This is a genomic window from Pseudomonas fluorescens (assembly GCF_001708445.1).
Classification (GTDB): domain Bacteria; phylum Pseudomonadota; class Gammaproteobacteria; order Pseudomonadales; family Pseudomonadaceae; genus Aquipseudomonas; species Aquipseudomonas gorinensis.
In genome coordinates this window covers 6,546,582-6,562,625 of record NZ_CP015637.1, presented here as the reverse complement: position 1 = coordinate 6,562,625, position 16,044 = coordinate 6,546,582, and the positions used below count along the sequence as shown (strand labels likewise).

Sequence of the window (16,044 nt, the reverse complement as noted above, 5' to 3'; positions counted from 1 at the left end):
TCGTTGAAGGTACTCGACAGTTAGTTACCACCCTGGGCGAACCGCTCCTCGATAAGTTCTGACACACGGATGTTTTCCGCCTGATCAGGACTGCCCACATGAACGATGTTGTTTCACCCGAAAACAGCGAAATACTGACCCAACTGAGCTCCGGCCCTTCCGTGCGTGAAGTGGCCTCGGCCACCCTGCGCCAGGCCTTGGACGAGATGTACCCGGAACTGGAAATCAACCCGGACCTGGCCACGGTGTATCAACCCCAATGGTATCCGGTGGATGACACAATCCTCCCGGGCAAGCCGCACACCGAAACCCTCACGAGCGCACTGGCGCGCAGTGCCTTTTCCGGCGAGCCGGTGACCTATCTGGACCGTGAACACTATCTGGCCTATCGCTCGACGGGTAAACCGCAAGCGCACCTGCCCGTCAGAATCGACGCGATTGCCCGGCTGATCAACGAGCTGGCGCCGCTGATGTTTGTCGCCTACCAGGAACAGCAGATGGAATTCTGGAACCAAAGCGACGGCAGGGGCCCGCGCTGGCGAGCCTTGGCCCAGGCATTGCGTAATGCCTGGAATGTGCAGGAAGTCGACGGCTGGGACGCCGACGACTGCGCCATTGCCCGCACGGTGTTTCATTACCCCGATTACGTCGAGCGCCAGCCCCGCGACAAATATGGAACGCGGGCCTACCTGGTGGACATCGATATGCAGGATGGTGCAGCCAACCAGCATATTAACGTCACGGCAGTTGCCGTACTGATCGCCAGCCACGGCGACCGGTCCATCATCCTCAGCTACTCGATCATCGACGGGTACAGAAAATTCGTCGACACCCAGGCGCTCGGCGAATCACTGCAGGCATGCATTGGCAACTCATCCGGTGAAACCCTGAACTGGCGGCTGCTGGAGCCAGACGGTGATTTTTTCGAACACCAGGCCTGCAGTTTGATTGGCCTGCAAGTCGAGGCCATTGGCTCGCTCGGTTTTTTAACCGCTGAACCCCAGGACCTGCTGTCCCTGAAAGAAGGCAGCACAGAAGCTGCCCAACTCCTGCGGCTCGATCAGTCGCATATGGGCCATATCCGACGCGCCTTACCGCAATGGTTGCTGCAAGCCTCGCAGGCCGATCAATCGGCTTACGGGCGCTACATGATCGACCTCGCCAATCAGAACGCCCGGGACGAGGGGAAAACCTTCATGGACGGCCTGCCGACTATCACCGATTTTACGCGCCAGGCCCTGAAGGCATTGCTCACCCGGGATCACCCCGAGGCCACCGGCCTGGACCCTGAGCACATTGTAATAACGGTCACCAGCCAAGTGATCTGGGGCACGGTCACGATACCTGGCAGGACGCAAACCGAGACATTCAGCCTGGTTGAATTGGCCTTGCAAAACCTGATCGCGCTCCCGCTGGGAAACAAAACCGTGAGCTACAAAAGTGGGCGCCCGACACCCGCCTGGCTGACGCCCACCTATGTGGAACAACTGGTCACCCAGGCGAATATCGGCCAAAGCTACCCGGCGCAGGTCAACACGCAGTTATTGACCAACACCGAACAAGCCTTGAAGCGTCAACAGTTGTACCGCGGGCAGCTACGCCTGCAACTGCCCTTGCTGGCCTTGCAGTACAAAATCCGCGACCAGTTCAACATTGATGAACAGGGTTATCGCTATGTGCGCGCGGCGATGGCCACCCATGCGCAGGAACGCCGGGTGGATGGCGATGAAGTGGTCATTCGCCCCTTGGCGCTACGCCCAAAGTGGCGTGTGCTAGGCGGTGCGGACACCGTCGACAACATGTTTATCATCGGGCCGCAGGAGCCGAAAAACGGCCCATGCCTCTTGTATCGACCGCTTTCCGACGCGCCTTTGATGCAATTCCCCTCATTGGCCAACCTGCTTTACGCGATCAAGCAAGACACACCATTGCGCCAATCAGTACTCGCGTGGCTTCCCGAAGCCGTACGTTCGGACTACGCCCAGTTCGTCTTCCCCGGTAGCGTGCCTTCGCCCTGGATACTCCCCACGCTGCTCAGCGAGCCGGTGAGTTCATTGGTGATGAGTGGTCCCATCGAATTCAGTACCCAGGCCCTGAGCACAGATCCCTTCACTGAACTTTACAACGCTAACGCCCGTGCCCTGGTGACCTTGGCCGACCGCCAGTCAGTCTCCAATGCCGAAGCTCGCTGGGAGAGCCTGAAGCACGCGGGCTGGCTGATTCTCAATAATGCGTTGCCATTCCTGGGCCGAACCGTGGGTGCCGCGGCCTGGATCTGGCAAATCATGGACGATATCCAGCACATCATCGATGCCGAGGCGAGCGGCGACCGCCCGGCCAGCACCTCGGCGCTGGTGGATGCGTTCCTGACCCTGGGCCTGGTCCTGGCCCTGCATATCAGCCTCCAGCACGCGCCGACACGCACACTTGAAAAGCCCGCCCTGGCACCCGAGCCGCCGCTACGGCGCAAACCTGTGTTCATTCAAAAACCCACCGTCAGCACCGCCGACCTGACCCCAACCCATGAACCGATACTGCGCAGCAGCGGTGCATTGACCCGTGGCCGCCTCAGCCTGGCCAAGCTGCTGGACAGCTTCAGCCTGCCCAAACCCGAAGGGTTGGCGGCCCAAACCGTCACGCCTGGGCCCCACCTGCACCTGTATGCCAAGGGCCAAGCATGGTATGCCCCTGTAGGGGAGCGTTGGTTTGAGGTGACCATCGACGAAAATGACGCGGTGATGATTATCGACCCCAAGGACCCGCGACGGGAGGGGCCATCCTTGATCAACAACCGCCTGGGGCAGTGGTTTGTCGACACCCGGCTGCGGCTGCGGGGCGGCGGGCTGCGTAGCCGACGCAAGAAAGGCGAGCGCCTGAGGCCGCCGAAAATCCACGAGTTACGCGAACAACTGGAGGCTTTCGACTCCCGGACCATGCAGCGGCGCGAGCAAATCATTGAGTCCCAGAGAGCCATCGACGCGGCAACTCCGGCCGATCGTGAAGCCGCCAGCACCGCCTTCCTCACACAGGTTTCCACACGCCTGAGTGAGTTGGACGTGCCGATCGCCCAGCTGAAATCGTTGAACCTGCTCGATAGCGTGCCCAATTACCAGGAGGCCATGCTCGAATACCTGGACGAGCAGATGATACTGGCGCGAAGCGCCACGGCCGAACAGCTGGAGCGTTTTCAGGAGAGCTTGAACACGGCCTCTCAATTCCTGGACGATCCCGAGCCGTCAGATACACAAGCAGCGCTGGAAGACTGCCGCGCCATCGACCTGCAGGCCCAGGACTTGATCAATCGCTTCAGTGACCTGCACTCGCGTTTCAACGAGGCCCGCGCCCTGGGCGAGAAGGGTGTGATGCGGGCTCAACACAATGAAAAGCTATTACCCAAGATAGAACTGGAGAATCTCAAGGCCTTCAGGATCACCTTGTCGCGTTTCCTATGTATTAAGGAGAACGCCCCGGCCGGCTCAGCGACCGCCCGTGCGGTCGTCAACCAGATCGTCGAAAAAACCGAACTGGCGGTACAGAGCCTCTGCGAAACCTTGCAACCAGATACCCCGGTTCCGCTGGATGACCAGATCGAAGCCCTCGATAGCCTGGTGGAACAGTTCACCAGCCTGGACCAAAGCCTGGCCGACTTACCGGCTGACTTTCCCGATGATGTGCATCGGCCTGCCCTTGGAGACCTGCGAGCGCTCACCGAGGAGTTCTCCCAGCGCGCGGTCAAACGCTTGACGGCATTGCTGCGCCAGCGAAAAGCCTGGGAGTCGCACGTGGCGGGCCCGTCCAGGCCCGTGCCGAGGCCGCAGAAAAAGGTGATCAAGACCCGCTTCCAGGGCGTGGTGGTAGGAGAAGAGCGCGCGCCATTAAGTGGCGAATCCACTCCCCTGGTGGAGGTGAAGCAACCGCTGACCGGCAAAGTGATTGCCTTGTTTCATGAAAAGGAACCGGGGGTGTGGGTGGAGCACGAGCGCCCGAGCGCGCCATCGACACACGCCATGCCACGCACCGTGAGCGCCGCCATTGCCAGCGGCCAGACGTTGCTCGACGAGATGGAGCCCTTCATCGAGCGCACCAAGGGCCTGGCCAGTGACACACGACGGTTGCCCGTGGAAATCGAAGAGCGTTTCCACCGCCAGATCAAACAGTTGGAACAGGCCGGCCGTGATATCGAGGAGGCATTGACCGCCAGCAACCTGACTGAAAGCGGGGCTCCGTCGGCAGCCCTGATCAATCGTAATCTCGATACGGCGGTCAAGCGCCTCTATGACGAGGGACGCCGGCTCAAGCTCAACATGCTCAAGCAGCGCCCACCCACAGCCGCCCATGTCGAACTGCTGTACCGCGAAAAAGAGATCGTTATCAAACCGTTGCCCGGCTCACGCAGCAAGCTCTCCGGGCGCAACAAAGGCTATTTGAAGGAGTACGAGATTCTCGACACGCAAAGCTCGAATGCGCTGTGGTATGCCCACTTTCACTATAAAGAGCTGGTAGGTCCCGAAGAGGCTTACACCGCCGCACACCTCAAGACCAAGGCGCAGCGACGATTGGGTGGCAAGTACCAGACACCGACCAGAACCGACGACCACGAGAGCATCGCCGTGTACCGCAGCGAAATAGGCCCTCACCTGGCCCGTTTACTGTTCTTCAAACAGCCCGCTCCGTCGGTGCCCGCGCCCTGACGGCGGCTGGCAATGCCAGGCCTTGTAGAGACGCGCCAGGGCCTGTGCGATATCCGCCTGCGGCACTGCGGCAAACCCCAGCACCAGCCCGGCCCGCAGGTCCGGTGGCGTGCTGGAGTCGGGCAGCCAATAGCTGCTCAAGCCGTTGACCTCCACCGCTACCGCACGAGCCTGCGCCACCAACTGTTGTTCACGGGCCAGGCTGTCCACCCGCACGGTAAGGTGCAGGCCCGCTGCGACATTCGGCAGGCCGCTCACCCCCTCGAGTCCGCTCGGCCATCCGTTCAGCAGCGCATTACGCCGGCTGAGGGCGGCGCGGCGCATGCGGCGGATATGGCGTTGGAAATGGCCCGCCGCCATGAACTCGGCCATCACCGCCTGGGTGCTGACCTCTGAGTGCCGCACATCCACGGCACGACGCCGAGCAAACGCATCGACCAAGGTTGGCGGCAATACCAGGTAGCCCAAGCGCAATGCCGGAAACGCGACTTTGCCGAAGGTGCCCACATACAGCACGCGCCCGCTACGGTCCAACGCCGCCAGCGGCGACAGGGGCGCGCCGCTGTAGCGATACTCGCCGTCATAGTCATCCTCGACGATCCAGCCACCGCTGCGTTCCGCCCAGGCCAGCAACTCCAGGCGTCGGGCCAGGCTCATGACCACACCCAGGGGGTACTGGTGGGACGGAGTGACATAGGCCAGACGGCAGTCGATGAGGCGGCTCAACGCCGTGCAATCAATGCCCTCCCCGTCCACCGCCACGCCATGCAAACGCCCCCCGGCAAGCGCAAAGGCATGCCCGGCCGCGCGGTAACCCGGGTTTTCAACCGCGACCCCATCGCCAGGCGCCACCAGCAACTGTGCACAAAGGCTGATTGCCTGCTGCGCGCCACTGGTGATCACAATTTGCTCAGCCGTGCACTGCAAGCCTCGGGAGGTGCGCAAGTAGGCAGCGATCAACCCGCGCAGTCGTTCATCCCCCGCCGGGTGGCCGTAACACAGGTGTTCTAAGTTCGGCTTGCGCCAGAAAGCCGCATTCAGCTTGGCCCAGACATCGAAAGGGAACAGATCGAATGCAGGCACCCCCACTCGAAATGCCCGAGGTGGCCCCACAGGTGGCAGGGGCAAATGATTGGTTTCAAGGCGTCCCATGGCCAGACTGTGGATAACTTTTTCGGCCGCTGAAGCCTCTTTTTGAAGGTCATTTGTGGATAACCCTGGGGATAAGCCTGTTGAAAACCCTGTGGATAGTTTTGTGGATAGTTTTTTTGAGGTGGGCAGTTGCGCCACATAAGTGCCGTCGCCGACCCGGCTCTCAATAAACCCCTCGGCGTAGAGCTGATCGTAGGCGCGCACCACACTGTTGCGAGAAATCGACAGCGCCGCCGCCAGGTCACGGCTGGCGGGCAACCGCGTGCCACTGACCAGACGACCGTCCAGCACCCGTTGGCGCAACGCTTCGTACAGCTGGCGAGTCAGCCCTTGGCGGCGATCCAGCTCAATGCCGGCTGGGTTGAACGATAACGGCGGCGCACTGGATGACATGCTGGACTCTCGCGAATTGGACCTATGAAATTGGCCCTAGATGGCTCTTACAACGAACCATTAGCCTGCCTAGGATGCAGGCATTCGCCAAGGAATATTTCCATGTACACACCCCGCGCCTTTGTTCTCGACGATTTGCCCGAACTGCAGCAACTGATCCAGCACACCCGCCTGGCGCAGTTGGTGACCTTTGGTGAGCAAGGCCTGCAAGCCAGCCACCTGCCGCTGTTGATCAACCCCGACGAAGGCCCCAACGGCACACTCTACGGGCACTTGGCCAAAGCCAATCCCCAGTGGCACGACCTGCAAAATGGCAGCGATGCGCTGGTGATCTTTGCCGGCGCAGACGCCTACATCAGCCCGGCGTTTTACCCAGCGAAAGCCGAGCACGGCAAAGTGGTGCCCACCTGGAATTACATCGCGGTGCATGCCTATGGCAAGGCCGAGGTATTCACCGACGCCGAACGTGTGCTCGCCGTGGTCACCGCGCTGACCGATCGTCATGAAGGCAACCGCCCCCAGCCATGGAAAGTCAGCGACGCCCCGGCCGACTACATTGACGGCATGCTCAAGGCCATTGTTGCCTTCGCCCTGCCGATCGAGCGCCTGGTCGGCAAACGCAAACTCAGCCAGAACCGCAGCGCGGCGGATATCGCCGGCGTGCAGGCGGGCCTGGCCACCAGTGTCGACGTGCGCGACCAGACCCTCGCCCGCTTTATGCCTCAAGGAGCGCCAGAATGAGCCAGATCGATATCCGCCCCGTTACCGCCGCCGACCACGCCGCCTGGCTGCCGCTGTGGCAAGCGTACTTGAAGTTCTACAACACCGAACTGCCGGACGCCGTGAGCCAGAACACCTGGCAACGCCTGATCGATCCCCAGGAGCCAACCCATTCAGCCATGGCCTGGCAAGACGGCAAGGCCGTGGGCATGGTCAACTTCATCTACCACCGCTCCAACTGGAGCATCGAGAATTCCTGCTACCTGCAAGACTTGCTGGTGGACCCGGCCCAACGGGGTACGGGTGTCGGCCGCAAGCTGATCGAATTCGTCTACACCACCGCCAAGGCCGATGGTTGCTGCAAGGTGCATTGGCTGACCCACGAGACCAATGCCACCGCGATCCAGCTCTACGAGCGCATCGCCGAACGCCCTGGTTTCATCCAATTTCGCAAAGGTCTTTAAGGAGCGCAGCATGCCCACTTCTCTCGCCGACTGGAAAGGCGTCCCGGCGCCCACCGTTCAACTGCTCGAAGGGCGCTTCATCCGCCTGGAGAAACTCGACCCGGCCCGCCATGGCGACGATCTGTTCAACGCCCTGCAAGGTCCCGGCGCCGATCCCAAGCTGTGGGACTATCTGCCCTATGGCCCCTTCCCCGAGCGCAGCGCCTTCAATGACTGGCTGAACAACCATGCTGCGCACAGCGACCCCTATTTTTTCAGCGTGATCGACCGTGCGACCGGCCAGGTCCAAGGCATCCTCAGCCTGATGTCCATCGTCCCGGAGCATGGCCGCATCGAAATCGGCCACGTGACCTTCGGCGCCCCGATGCAACGCTCGCCAAAAAGCACCGAGGCGGTGTACCTGCTGGCCAAGTACGCCTTTGACCAGGGCTATCGCCGCCTGGAATGGAAGTGCAACAACGCCAACGACCGCTCCAAATACGCGGCCGAACGGTTGGGCTTCAGTTTTGAAGGGGTGTTTCGCCAGCATACGGTGGTCAAGGGCAAGAACCGGGACACCGCGTGGTATTCGATCATCGACTCGGAATGGCCAACCGTTGGGGCGGGGTTTGAAGCGTGGTTGTCGCAGGCGAACCAGGCAGGTTCAGGCCAATTGAAAAGCCTGGCGGAGTGTCGCCGCCAGGCTCTTTAAACGGTTAAGCCAGCTTCTGGGCCAACACCGCAATATGCTCCGGCCCGATCCCGCAGCAACCGCCCAGGTGGCTGGCGCCGCGCGCCTGCCAGTCGGCGGCCCAGTGCAGGTAGCCGGGCGGGTCGAGATCATCACGCAGCGGGTCGAGGCCGTCGTTGGCCGTGGCCTCCTTGGGTTGCGGCGGGAACGCATTGGCGTAGGCGCCGATCTGGATCGCCACGCCCAAGCGTTCGAAGGTCTGGCGCGCCGCATCGATCGCCGCGCCAATCACTTCAGGTTGGCTGCAATTGAACAGCAGGACCTCCACCCCCAGTTGTGCCGCCGCTTCGGCCGCGTCTACCACCGGTTCGCCGGAGCGCAGGCGCGGGACTTCGTCGGTGTCTTCATCCTTCAAGGTAAATGACAGCCAGAACGGTTTCCCATCCCGCGGCAGGCCGGCATGGATGGCCTGCGCCTCGACGATCGAACTCTGGGTTTCCGCCAGCCACAGGTCGACGTGGGGGGCCAGGCCCTGCACCAGTGGTGTCAGCAACTCGTTGACTCGGTCGGCCTCAAACAGGTCTGGCCGATAAGAACCAAACAGCGGCGGCAATGAGCCTGCCACGCGTACGGCCTGGCCGGAAGCCTCCACCGCGCGCCGCGCCAACTCACCTGCCAGCGCCGCCAGGGCCTGGCCCTCGGCGGCAAACCGGGCTTCGCCGATATGAAACGGCACAACGGCGTAGCTGTTGCTGGTGATCACATTGGCGCCGCTCTGGATGTAAGCCGCATGCACCGCCTCCACGGCCTGGGGAGCTTCACTCAACGCCAGCGCTGACCACTCCGGCTGCCGAAACGGCGCGCCTCGGCGTTGCAGTTCGCGGCCCATGCCACCATCGAGAATTACTGTGCGTGTTGCGGGCATATGCTTTTTACTCATAAGCTTATGAAAATAACTCACTATGAGAGTCGTTCTTATAACTATTTAATACGTACACTTCGGTTCATCACAACCTCTTTTTTATTTAGGTGTCGCCCTTGAAACTAAAACCGCTCCTGGCCTTGGGCCTAACGATTCTGGCTGCCTCCACCCAAGCCTTCGGCGGTGCGACTCTGGACCGGGTTGAACAGAAGAAAGAACTGGTGGGGGTGCTGATGGAAAGCTACCCGCCTTTCTCGTTCCTCAACGAACAAAACCAACTCGATGGTTTTGACGTCGATGTGGCGAAGGCCGTGGCGCAAAAACTGGGCGTGAAACTGCGCCTGGAAACCCCTTCCTGGGACGTCATTGCCGCCGGCCGCTGGAGCGGGCGCTATGACATTTGCATCTGCTCGATGACCCCGAGCAAGGCCCGCGCCGAAGTGTTCGACTTCCCGGTGGAGTACTACGCCTCGCCTGCGGTGATCGTGGTCAACGCCCAGGATGAGCGCATCCACGGCGCCAAGGACTTGAGCGGCAAAAAAGTCGGCCTCACCAGCGCCTCCAGTTACGAAAGCTACCTGAACAAAAACCTGGTGATCGAAGGCGCCGAAGACACGCAACTGCAGTACCCCTTCGAGAACGTCCAGATCGCCCCGTACGATACCGATAACGTGGCCTTCCAGGACCTGGGCCTGGGCGCCGGCGTACGCCTGGACGCCATCCTGACCAACCTGGTCACCGCCCAACCACGCCTGAACCAGGACAAACGCTTCAAGCTTGCCGGCGAACCGCTGTACGCCGAACCCAACTCGGTGTCCATCGAAAAAGGCGACCCGCAGTGGGACGCCAAAGTGCGTGAGGTCTTTGCGCAGTTGAAGCAGGACGGCACCTTGAGCCAGCTGTCGAAGAAATGGATTGGCGCCGACATCAGCCAATGACCGCGTTCCCCACTCCTCCCAAGCCACCCGTGACCGAGTCGCGACGCCAGCGACTCCTGGGTTTTCGTACGCGCCTGTACCTGACCTGGGCCGCGCTGTTTTGCCTGTTCGCCAGTTTCTTCCTGAGCTTTGACCTGAAGTTCTCGATCATCCTCGACAAGCTGCCCAACCTGGTGGGCGTGCACCTGGCGCCCAACGGTTTTCTGCAAGGCGCGGCGCTGACGGTATTCCTGTGCCTGTGCTCGATCGTGGCATCATCGATACTGGGTTTCATCACTGCGCTGGGGCGTCTGTCGAAAAGCGCCGTGGCCTTTGGCATTGCGAGTTTTTACGCCTCCTTCTTTCGGGGTACGCCGTTGCTGATCCAGATCCTGCTGATCTATCTGGGACTGCCGCAACTGGGCCTGGTACCGGGCGCCATCGTCGCCGGGATCATCGCGCTGTCGCTGAACTATGGCGCCTACCTGAGCGAGATTTTCCGCGCCGGCATCCTCGGAGTACCCCATGGCCAACGGGAAGCAGCCCTGGCCCTGGGCATGCGCGACAGTGCGATCTTCTGGCATGTCACCCTGCCCCAGGCCATGCGCACGATCATTCCCCCTGCCACCAACCAATTTATCTCGATGCTCAAGGACTCGTCCCTGATCTCAGTGATGGGGGTATGGGAAGTGATGTTCCTGGCCCAATCCTATGGTCGCTCCAGCTATCGCTACATCGAGATGCTCACCACTGCAGCGATCATCTATTGGGTGATGTCCCTCGGGCTGGAGCTGATCCAGGCGCGCATGGAGCGGCATTACGGCAAGGGCTACGTACGACGGACCTAGTCATCCCTTTTGCGACGCACCTTGACCACGCCCATCTGCAAACCAAAGGGGCGGAACACGGCGTTCAGCGATTTCAAGGTTTGATTGCCTTCGCCATGCTCGATATGCACCAGGGTACGCACGGATATCTTGCACATCTGCGCGAACTGGCTCTGGTGCAGGCCTGTGACTTCGGTACGCAGGCGGCGTACGGCGTCGCCTATTTCGAGCGAACCGTCAGACAAGCCCTGCTCGATGCTTTCAATCACTTGTGCACGCTGACTGAGCGAGAGACTCATTGGAGAAAGGCCGGCGCGTGCTTGGGTGTCTCCTGTGACCAGTTCAATGGCACCCTTACACTCACCGCCTTGGCAAAAAGGGTATCCATCTCGTCCAGGTGATCGACCAGGTAGGTGGACTCGTAGCCAAAACGGCAGGGGCTTGCAAAACCTTTATCAGGCTCGGAAAACTCTAGCGTCATCGCATCCTGCCAATGACCGGCATCGAATATCTGCAAGGTAAGCCTGTAGGCATTGTCCATACGCAACTAAATGCACCTCGAGGTAATTGACCGGCCTGATAAACGCAACATAGTGCATAAATCTGACTGTAGCAGCAGACGAAGCGCAATATAATGCAATCAAAGCGCTAAAGTTGGACCCTTAGCTGCATTAAAATGCATATCTATCAAGGTCCCGTACACCATCGTTCGGTCAAAACAGATCCGTTTTTAATCGCCCTGAACTAGAGACAACTCCCGCAAACCAGCGGTCGATGGCCTGACAGTTATCGCCCCGCCATCTCGCTAAATTCCCGGCCTCACTTATCAGAGGTCAGGAATTCATGCCCTTTACACTCCAGAAACTCACGCGTGCGGTCATCCTCGCCATTGGTATTGCCAGCGCTCCCCTCGCCCAGGCGCAAACAGGCACACCTTATCAGTTCGAACTGCTTGTGCCTGACTACGACGACTATGACGATTACGACGAATGGATGTCGGCCCCGATCGAGCAAGCCACTCCCCTCGACGGCTACCTGACTCGCCAAGCCACGACCCTCAATGGCCTACGGGTGGCCCAGGTGCTGGAGCCTGCCTTGATTCGGTTACTGGAATCCGGCGAGCTGACCTCAGAGCAGATCAAAGAGTTGGAACGCTTCAATGAGGCATTGATGCAGCAGCCCGGAGGGGTCGGTGCGGCCCTTGAACAATTGGCCGGCAGCCAGAATGCCAACCTGGCGGCGGCGACCCAGAACATCACACAGCAACTGGGCAGCCAATTGCTGTCGACCCTGCGCGCCCTGCCCACCAATGACGACGCTCATGTCTGGGTACAGGGACTGGGCCAAGACGGCCGCCTCGACAAACAAGGCGGCAGTGCGGGCCTGAAGTACGCCAACCGAGGCCTGCTGACAGGCGCCGACTGGGCACTGGACCACGCCTGGCGGATCGGCGTAATGGGCGCAAAATCCACCAGCCGCCTCGACGCCCAGCGTTTTTCCGCCGACCTGGACAGTTGGCACCTGGGCGGTTATGCCGTGCACCAGGACGGCCCGCTGGGCCTGCGCCTGGGGGCGATCTATAGCCGCCACGCCGGGCAGAACAAACGCAGCGTCCAGTTGCTCGATAACAAACAGCAACTCAAGGGCGACTACAAAGCCCAGAGCCAAACCCTGTTCTCGGAAGTGGGCTATCAGTTGGGCAGCGCGGACTTGAGTATCGAGCCCTTCGGCGGCCTTGGTTATCAACGCTATCACCGCGACCGGTTCCAGGAAAAAGGTGGCCTGGCGGCACTGATCGTTGGCTCACAAACCCAGCAAAACCTGAACAGCACCCTGGGCCTGCGCCTGGCGAGCCAGTATCGGTTCGATAACCAGGTCAGGCTCATCCCCCATATCAGCGCCGATTGGAAACGCCTCTATGGCAAGGTCGACAGCCGCGTCCGCCAGTCCTACCGCTACATGCCGTTCGCGATTGACGACTTCACCCTGGTCGGCGCTTCCCTGGACCGCAACAGCCTGAACTGGCAGGCCGGGCTGGACCTCGCGCTGTCGCCGCAACACACCGTCGGCCTGGCCTACCAGGGGGAAGCGGGCACCAACAGCCACAGCCAGGGCCTGATGGGGCAATGGCAAATGAGGTTTTAACCTCATGAAACCGAGGAACATTCCCTCATAGCGTTGTTATCAGGCCTGACAGCCGCCGGCTACGTTACTGGCTACATTCCGGTCTCCTACACTTGCGAGGCCGGAAATTATGTCGTCGATCTTCCCGTACATCCCTTCCGTCGGTGCCCTGATGGGGTATGGCATACACACACTGGCGCAATCCATATCGCAGACGCCGCCTGGCACCGCCGCAGGTACCCGCCAGGACAAGCCGGCCGGCCGCACAGACATCGCCGCTGCGCTCAACGATCAACCTGCGATCAAGCCCGACGCCCGGTTCAGCTCGGCAACCATCACACTCAACAATGGCAATGGCCTGGACATCGACAACGCCGCCAGGCTGCTTATCCCTAGTGCTCCAGCCGGCACTGCAACCTCGTTGCGCGGCATCGAGATTATCAACAGCGCGACGGCCAAAACCGTTGGCGAGCGCAACGGCTTCACCAGCACCGGCCTGGCACCGGTGTGGCTCGAAAACCACGGCAGCATCACCGGCAAGAATGGCGCCGGGGTAAGGCTGGACGGCGACCAGGATGATGAAGTGGTCAACGCCGGCTTGATCATTGGCAACCATGGCGTAGCGCTGAGCATGGGGGGCGGCAACGATATGCTCATCGTCCGCAGCGGTGGGCGCTTCGAAGGCGTGGTTGACGGGGGCAGTGGCACCAACCAGGTAATTCTGGACGATGCCAGGGGCGGCACATTCGATGGTGCCCGCCAGATGCAGCATCTGTGGGTGGGCTCTGGCAACTGGACCCTCACAGGTGAAGTCCCGGTCAATCAGCAAGGTGCGGTCTACAGCGGTGCAACCCTGGTCAACCAGAGCAAAATCGGCGGTTCCATGACCGTCCAACCTGACGCCACCTACGCCGGCGGCACCGTGGCCAACCTTGAGGTCGCGGGAACATTGCGGCTGGATCCAGCCACCCACGTCGAGCAGGACCTGCGCATGCAACATGGCTCGACGCTGGCCCTGACGCTGGGCGCAGACCAAACCCATACCCCCTCGAACATTGGCAACACCGCCGACCTGCGCGGGGCGACGCTGGCTATCCACGTCGAAAACGAAAACGATGCGCTGCTCTCGCAACCCTTGCAGCTCCTCAGCGCCAAGCACGTCGAAAGCCCGTTCGCCGGCATCACCAGCAACTTGAAGACCCTGGTCCCTACGCTGACTTATCGCCCTGACGGCGTCTTCGTCACCTTCAAACGCAATGATCCCACCGCCTGAGTACCAAATCGCGGACAAAAAAAAGGGGGGCACCTGCCCCCCCGAGGATTAAGCGGTAGTGTCGAAGGCTAGGGATCAGCCTTCGATTTCAATCAGGATTTCGCCCGGGTTGACCCGGTCGCCCTTGGTCACGTGAACCGCAGCCACCTTGCCGGCAATCGCAGCCTGCACTTCGGTTTCCATCTTCATGGCTTCGGTAATCAACACGGCCTGGCCGGCCTTGACCACGTCACCAACCTTGACCAGCACGTCTACGATATTGCCCGGCATCGCCGTGCTCACATGACCCGGCTCGGTGGCTTGCTTGCGCTTGCTGCTGCCGCCGCTGACAAACTCGTTGAGCGGTTCGAACACCACTTCTTCAGGCATGCCGTCGATGGACAGGTAGAAATGGCGCTTGCCTTCAGCCTTCACGCCAACACCGGTGATGTCCACGCGGTAGCTCTCGCCGTGCACGTCGATGACGAACTCGGTCGGTACGCCTTCGCCACCGGCACGGGCCACGCCGCCTGCTTCGGGGATCGGCAACAGCACTTCCGGGGTGAGGGTGCCGGCGTCGCGCTCTTCGAGGAATTTGCGACCGATGTCCGGGAACATGGCGTAGGTCAGCACGTCTTCTTCAGACTTGGCCAATGTGCCGATTTCACCGCGCAGCTTGGTCATTTCCGGCTTGAGCAAATCGGCCGGGCGCACGTCGATCACGTCTTCGCTGCCGATGGCCTGGCGGCGCAACTTCTCGTTCACCGTGCCCGGCGCCTTGCCGTAGCCGCCTTGCAGGTACAACTTCACTTCGTTGGTGATGGTCTTGTAGCGCTCGCCAGCTAGCACGTTGAAGAACGCCTGGGTGCCGACGATCTGCGAAGTCGGGGTGACCAACGGCGGGAAGCCGAGGTCCTCACGCACCCGAGGAATTTCAGCCAGCACTTCCCCCATGCGGTTGAGCGCGCCCTGCTCCTTGAGCTGGTTGGCCAGGTTGGAAATCATCCCGCCCGGCACCTGGTTGACTTGCACGCGGGTATCGACGGCGGTGAATTCGCTCTCAAACTGGTGGTACTTCTTGCGCACCGCGTAGAAGTACAAACCAATTTCCTGCAGCAATTCCAGGTCGAGCCCTGTGTCGAACTCGCTGCCTTTAAGGGCGGCGACCATCGACTCGGTACCTGGGTGGCTGGTGCCCCAGGCGAAGCTGGAGATCGCGGTGTCGATATGGTCGGCACCGTTTTCGATGGCCTTGAGTTGGCACATCGCGGCCAAACCCGCCGTGTCGTGCGAGTGGATGAACACCGGCAGGTTCTGCTCGGCTTTCAGCGCCTTGACCAGTTCGCCCGTGGCGTACGGGGTCAGCAGGCCGGCCATGTCCTTGATCGCCACCGAGTCGCAGCCCATGGCTTCCATTTGCTTGGCCTGGGCCACAAAGGCGTCGATGGTGTGCACCGGGCTGGTGGTATAGGCGATGGTGCCCTGGGCATGCTTGCCGGCGGCCTTGACCGCTTCAATGGCCACGCGCAGGTTACGCACGTCATTCATGGCGTCGAAGATGCGGAACACGTCGATGCCATTCACGGCAGCCTTGGCGACGAAGGCCCTGACCACGTCGTCACTGTAGTGGCGGTAGCCCAGCAGGTTCTGGCCACGCAGCAGCATTTGCAGGCGCGTGTTAGGCAATGCGGCGCGCAGTTTACGCAGGCGTTCCCACGGGTCTTCCTTCAAAAAGCGCACACAGGCATCGAAGGTCGCGCCGCCCCAGACTTCCAGGGACCAGTAGCCGACTTTGTCGAGCTTGTCGCAGATCGGCAGCATGTCGTCGGTGCGCATGCGGGTCGCCAGCAACGATTGGTGAGCGTCGCGCAGGATGGTGTCAGTAACGAAGATTTTCTTGCTCATTATTATG

General features: G+C 60.9%; 13 protein-coding genes. 8 read left to right on the top strand and 5 right to left on the bottom strand.

Annotated features, from left to right (window positions below; genetic code table 11):
* Positions 1-98 precede the first annotated feature (98 nt).
* Positions 99-4,691, top strand: a complete 4,593-nt coding sequence (locus A7317_RS29405; RefSeq protein WP_069077337.1) for a dermonecrotic toxin domain-containing protein — start codon at positions 99-101, stop codon at positions 4,689-4,691.
* Here A7317_RS29405 and A7317_RS29400 read toward each other — a convergent pair.
* A complete protein-coding gene (locus A7317_RS29400) occupies positions 4,647-6,236 on the bottom strand; it encodes a PLP-dependent aminotransferase family protein (protein WP_069077336.1) in 1,590 nt (529 codons plus the stop codon). The two genes, A7317_RS29405 and A7317_RS29400, sit on opposite strands and share 45 nt — an antisense overlap.
* A gap of 102 nt (positions 6,237-6,338) precedes the next feature.
* Here A7317_RS29400 and A7317_RS29395 point away from each other — a divergent pair, with 102 nt between their 5' ends.
* From A7317_RS29395 to A7317_RS29385, 3 genes are read left to right on the top strand one after another with little or no spacing between them, the layout of a single operon-like run.
* Positions 6,339-6,977 carry an FMN-binding negative transcriptional regulator gene (locus A7317_RS29395; protein ID WP_069077335.1) on the top strand — a complete coding sequence of 213 codons (639 nt, stop codon included), beginning with the start codon at positions 6,339-6,341 and terminating at the stop codon, positions 6,975-6,977.
* Entirely contained in the window at positions 6,974-7,420 is a 447-nt protein-coding gene (locus tag A7317_RS29390) for a GNAT family N-acetyltransferase (protein WP_069077334.1), read from the top strand. Before A7317_RS29395 ends, A7317_RS29390 begins: the two co-directional genes overlap by 4 nt.
* A 10-nt stretch (positions 7,421-7,430) precedes the next feature.
* Positions 7,431-8,111: a GNAT family N-acetyltransferase gene (locus A7317_RS29385; RefSeq protein ID WP_069077333.1), complete on the top strand. Its 681-nt coding sequence runs from the start codon at positions 7,431-7,433 to the stop codon at positions 8,109-8,111.
* Between the two features lie 4 nt (positions 8,112-8,115).
* On the opposite strand, the gene A7317_RS29380 is transcribed toward A7317_RS29385, so the two are convergent.
* A complete protein-coding gene (locus A7317_RS29380) occupies positions 8,116-9,015 on the bottom strand; it encodes a homocysteine S-methyltransferase family protein (protein WP_069077332.1) in 900 nt (299 codons plus the stop codon).
* A gap of 113 nt (positions 9,016-9,128) precedes the next feature.
* On the opposite strand from A7317_RS29380, the gene A7317_RS29375 reads away from it, so the two are divergent.
* Both A7317_RS29375 and A7317_RS29370 read left to right on the top strand, forming a co-directional pair.
* Positions 9,129-9,950 (top strand): ABC transporter substrate-binding protein, encoded by an 822-nt coding sequence (locus A7317_RS29375; RefSeq protein WP_069077331.1) that lies wholly within the window; start codon positions 9,129-9,131, stop codon positions 9,948-9,950.
* Entirely contained in the window at positions 9,947-10,777 is an 831-nt protein-coding gene (locus A7317_RS29370; RefSeq protein WP_024078175.1) for an amino acid ABC transporter permease, read from the top strand. Before A7317_RS29375 ends, A7317_RS29370 begins: the two co-directional genes overlap by 4 nt.
* On the opposite strand, the gene A7317_RS29365 is transcribed toward A7317_RS29370, so the two are convergent.
* Together A7317_RS29365 and A7317_RS29360 are read right to left on the bottom strand one after the other, a co-directional pair.
* Entirely contained in the window at positions 10,774-11,055 is a 282-nt protein-coding gene (locus tag A7317_RS29365) for a helix-turn-helix domain-containing protein (protein WP_024078176.1), read from the bottom strand. The genes A7317_RS29370 and A7317_RS29365 overlap by 4 nt on opposite strands.
* A complete protein-coding gene (locus A7317_RS29360) occupies positions 11,052-11,297 on the bottom strand; it encodes a hypothetical protein (RefSeq protein ID WP_024078177.1) in 246 nt (81 codons plus the stop codon). Before A7317_RS29360 ends, A7317_RS29365 begins: the two co-directional genes overlap by 4 nt.
* Before the next feature lie 302 nt (positions 11,298-11,599).
* Here A7317_RS29360 and A7317_RS29355 point away from each other — a divergent pair, with 302 nt between their 5' ends.
* The gene (locus tag A7317_RS29355; RefSeq protein ID WP_069077330.1) at positions 11,600-12,901 is read left to right on the top strand and encodes an autotransporter outer membrane beta-barrel domain-containing protein; all 1,302 of its coding nucleotides are present in this window, start codon (positions 11,600-11,602) and stop codon (positions 12,899-12,901) included.
* Between the two features lie 109 nt (positions 12,902-13,010).
* Positions 13,011-14,153: a hypothetical protein gene (locus A7317_RS29350; protein ID WP_069077329.1), complete on the top strand. Its 1,143-nt coding sequence runs from the start codon at positions 13,011-13,013 to the stop codon at positions 14,151-14,153.
* Between the two features lie 75 nt (positions 14,154-14,228).
* Here A7317_RS29350 and oadA read toward each other — a convergent pair whose 3' ends face one another.
* Positions 14,229-16,037 carry a sodium-extruding oxaloacetate decarboxylase subunit alpha gene (gene oadA, locus A7317_RS29345; RefSeq protein WP_024078180.1) on the bottom strand — a complete coding sequence of 603 codons (1,809 nt, stop codon included), beginning with the start codon at positions 16,035-16,037 and terminating at the stop codon, positions 14,229-14,231.
* Between the last annotated feature and the right edge of the window lie 7 nt (positions 16,038-16,044).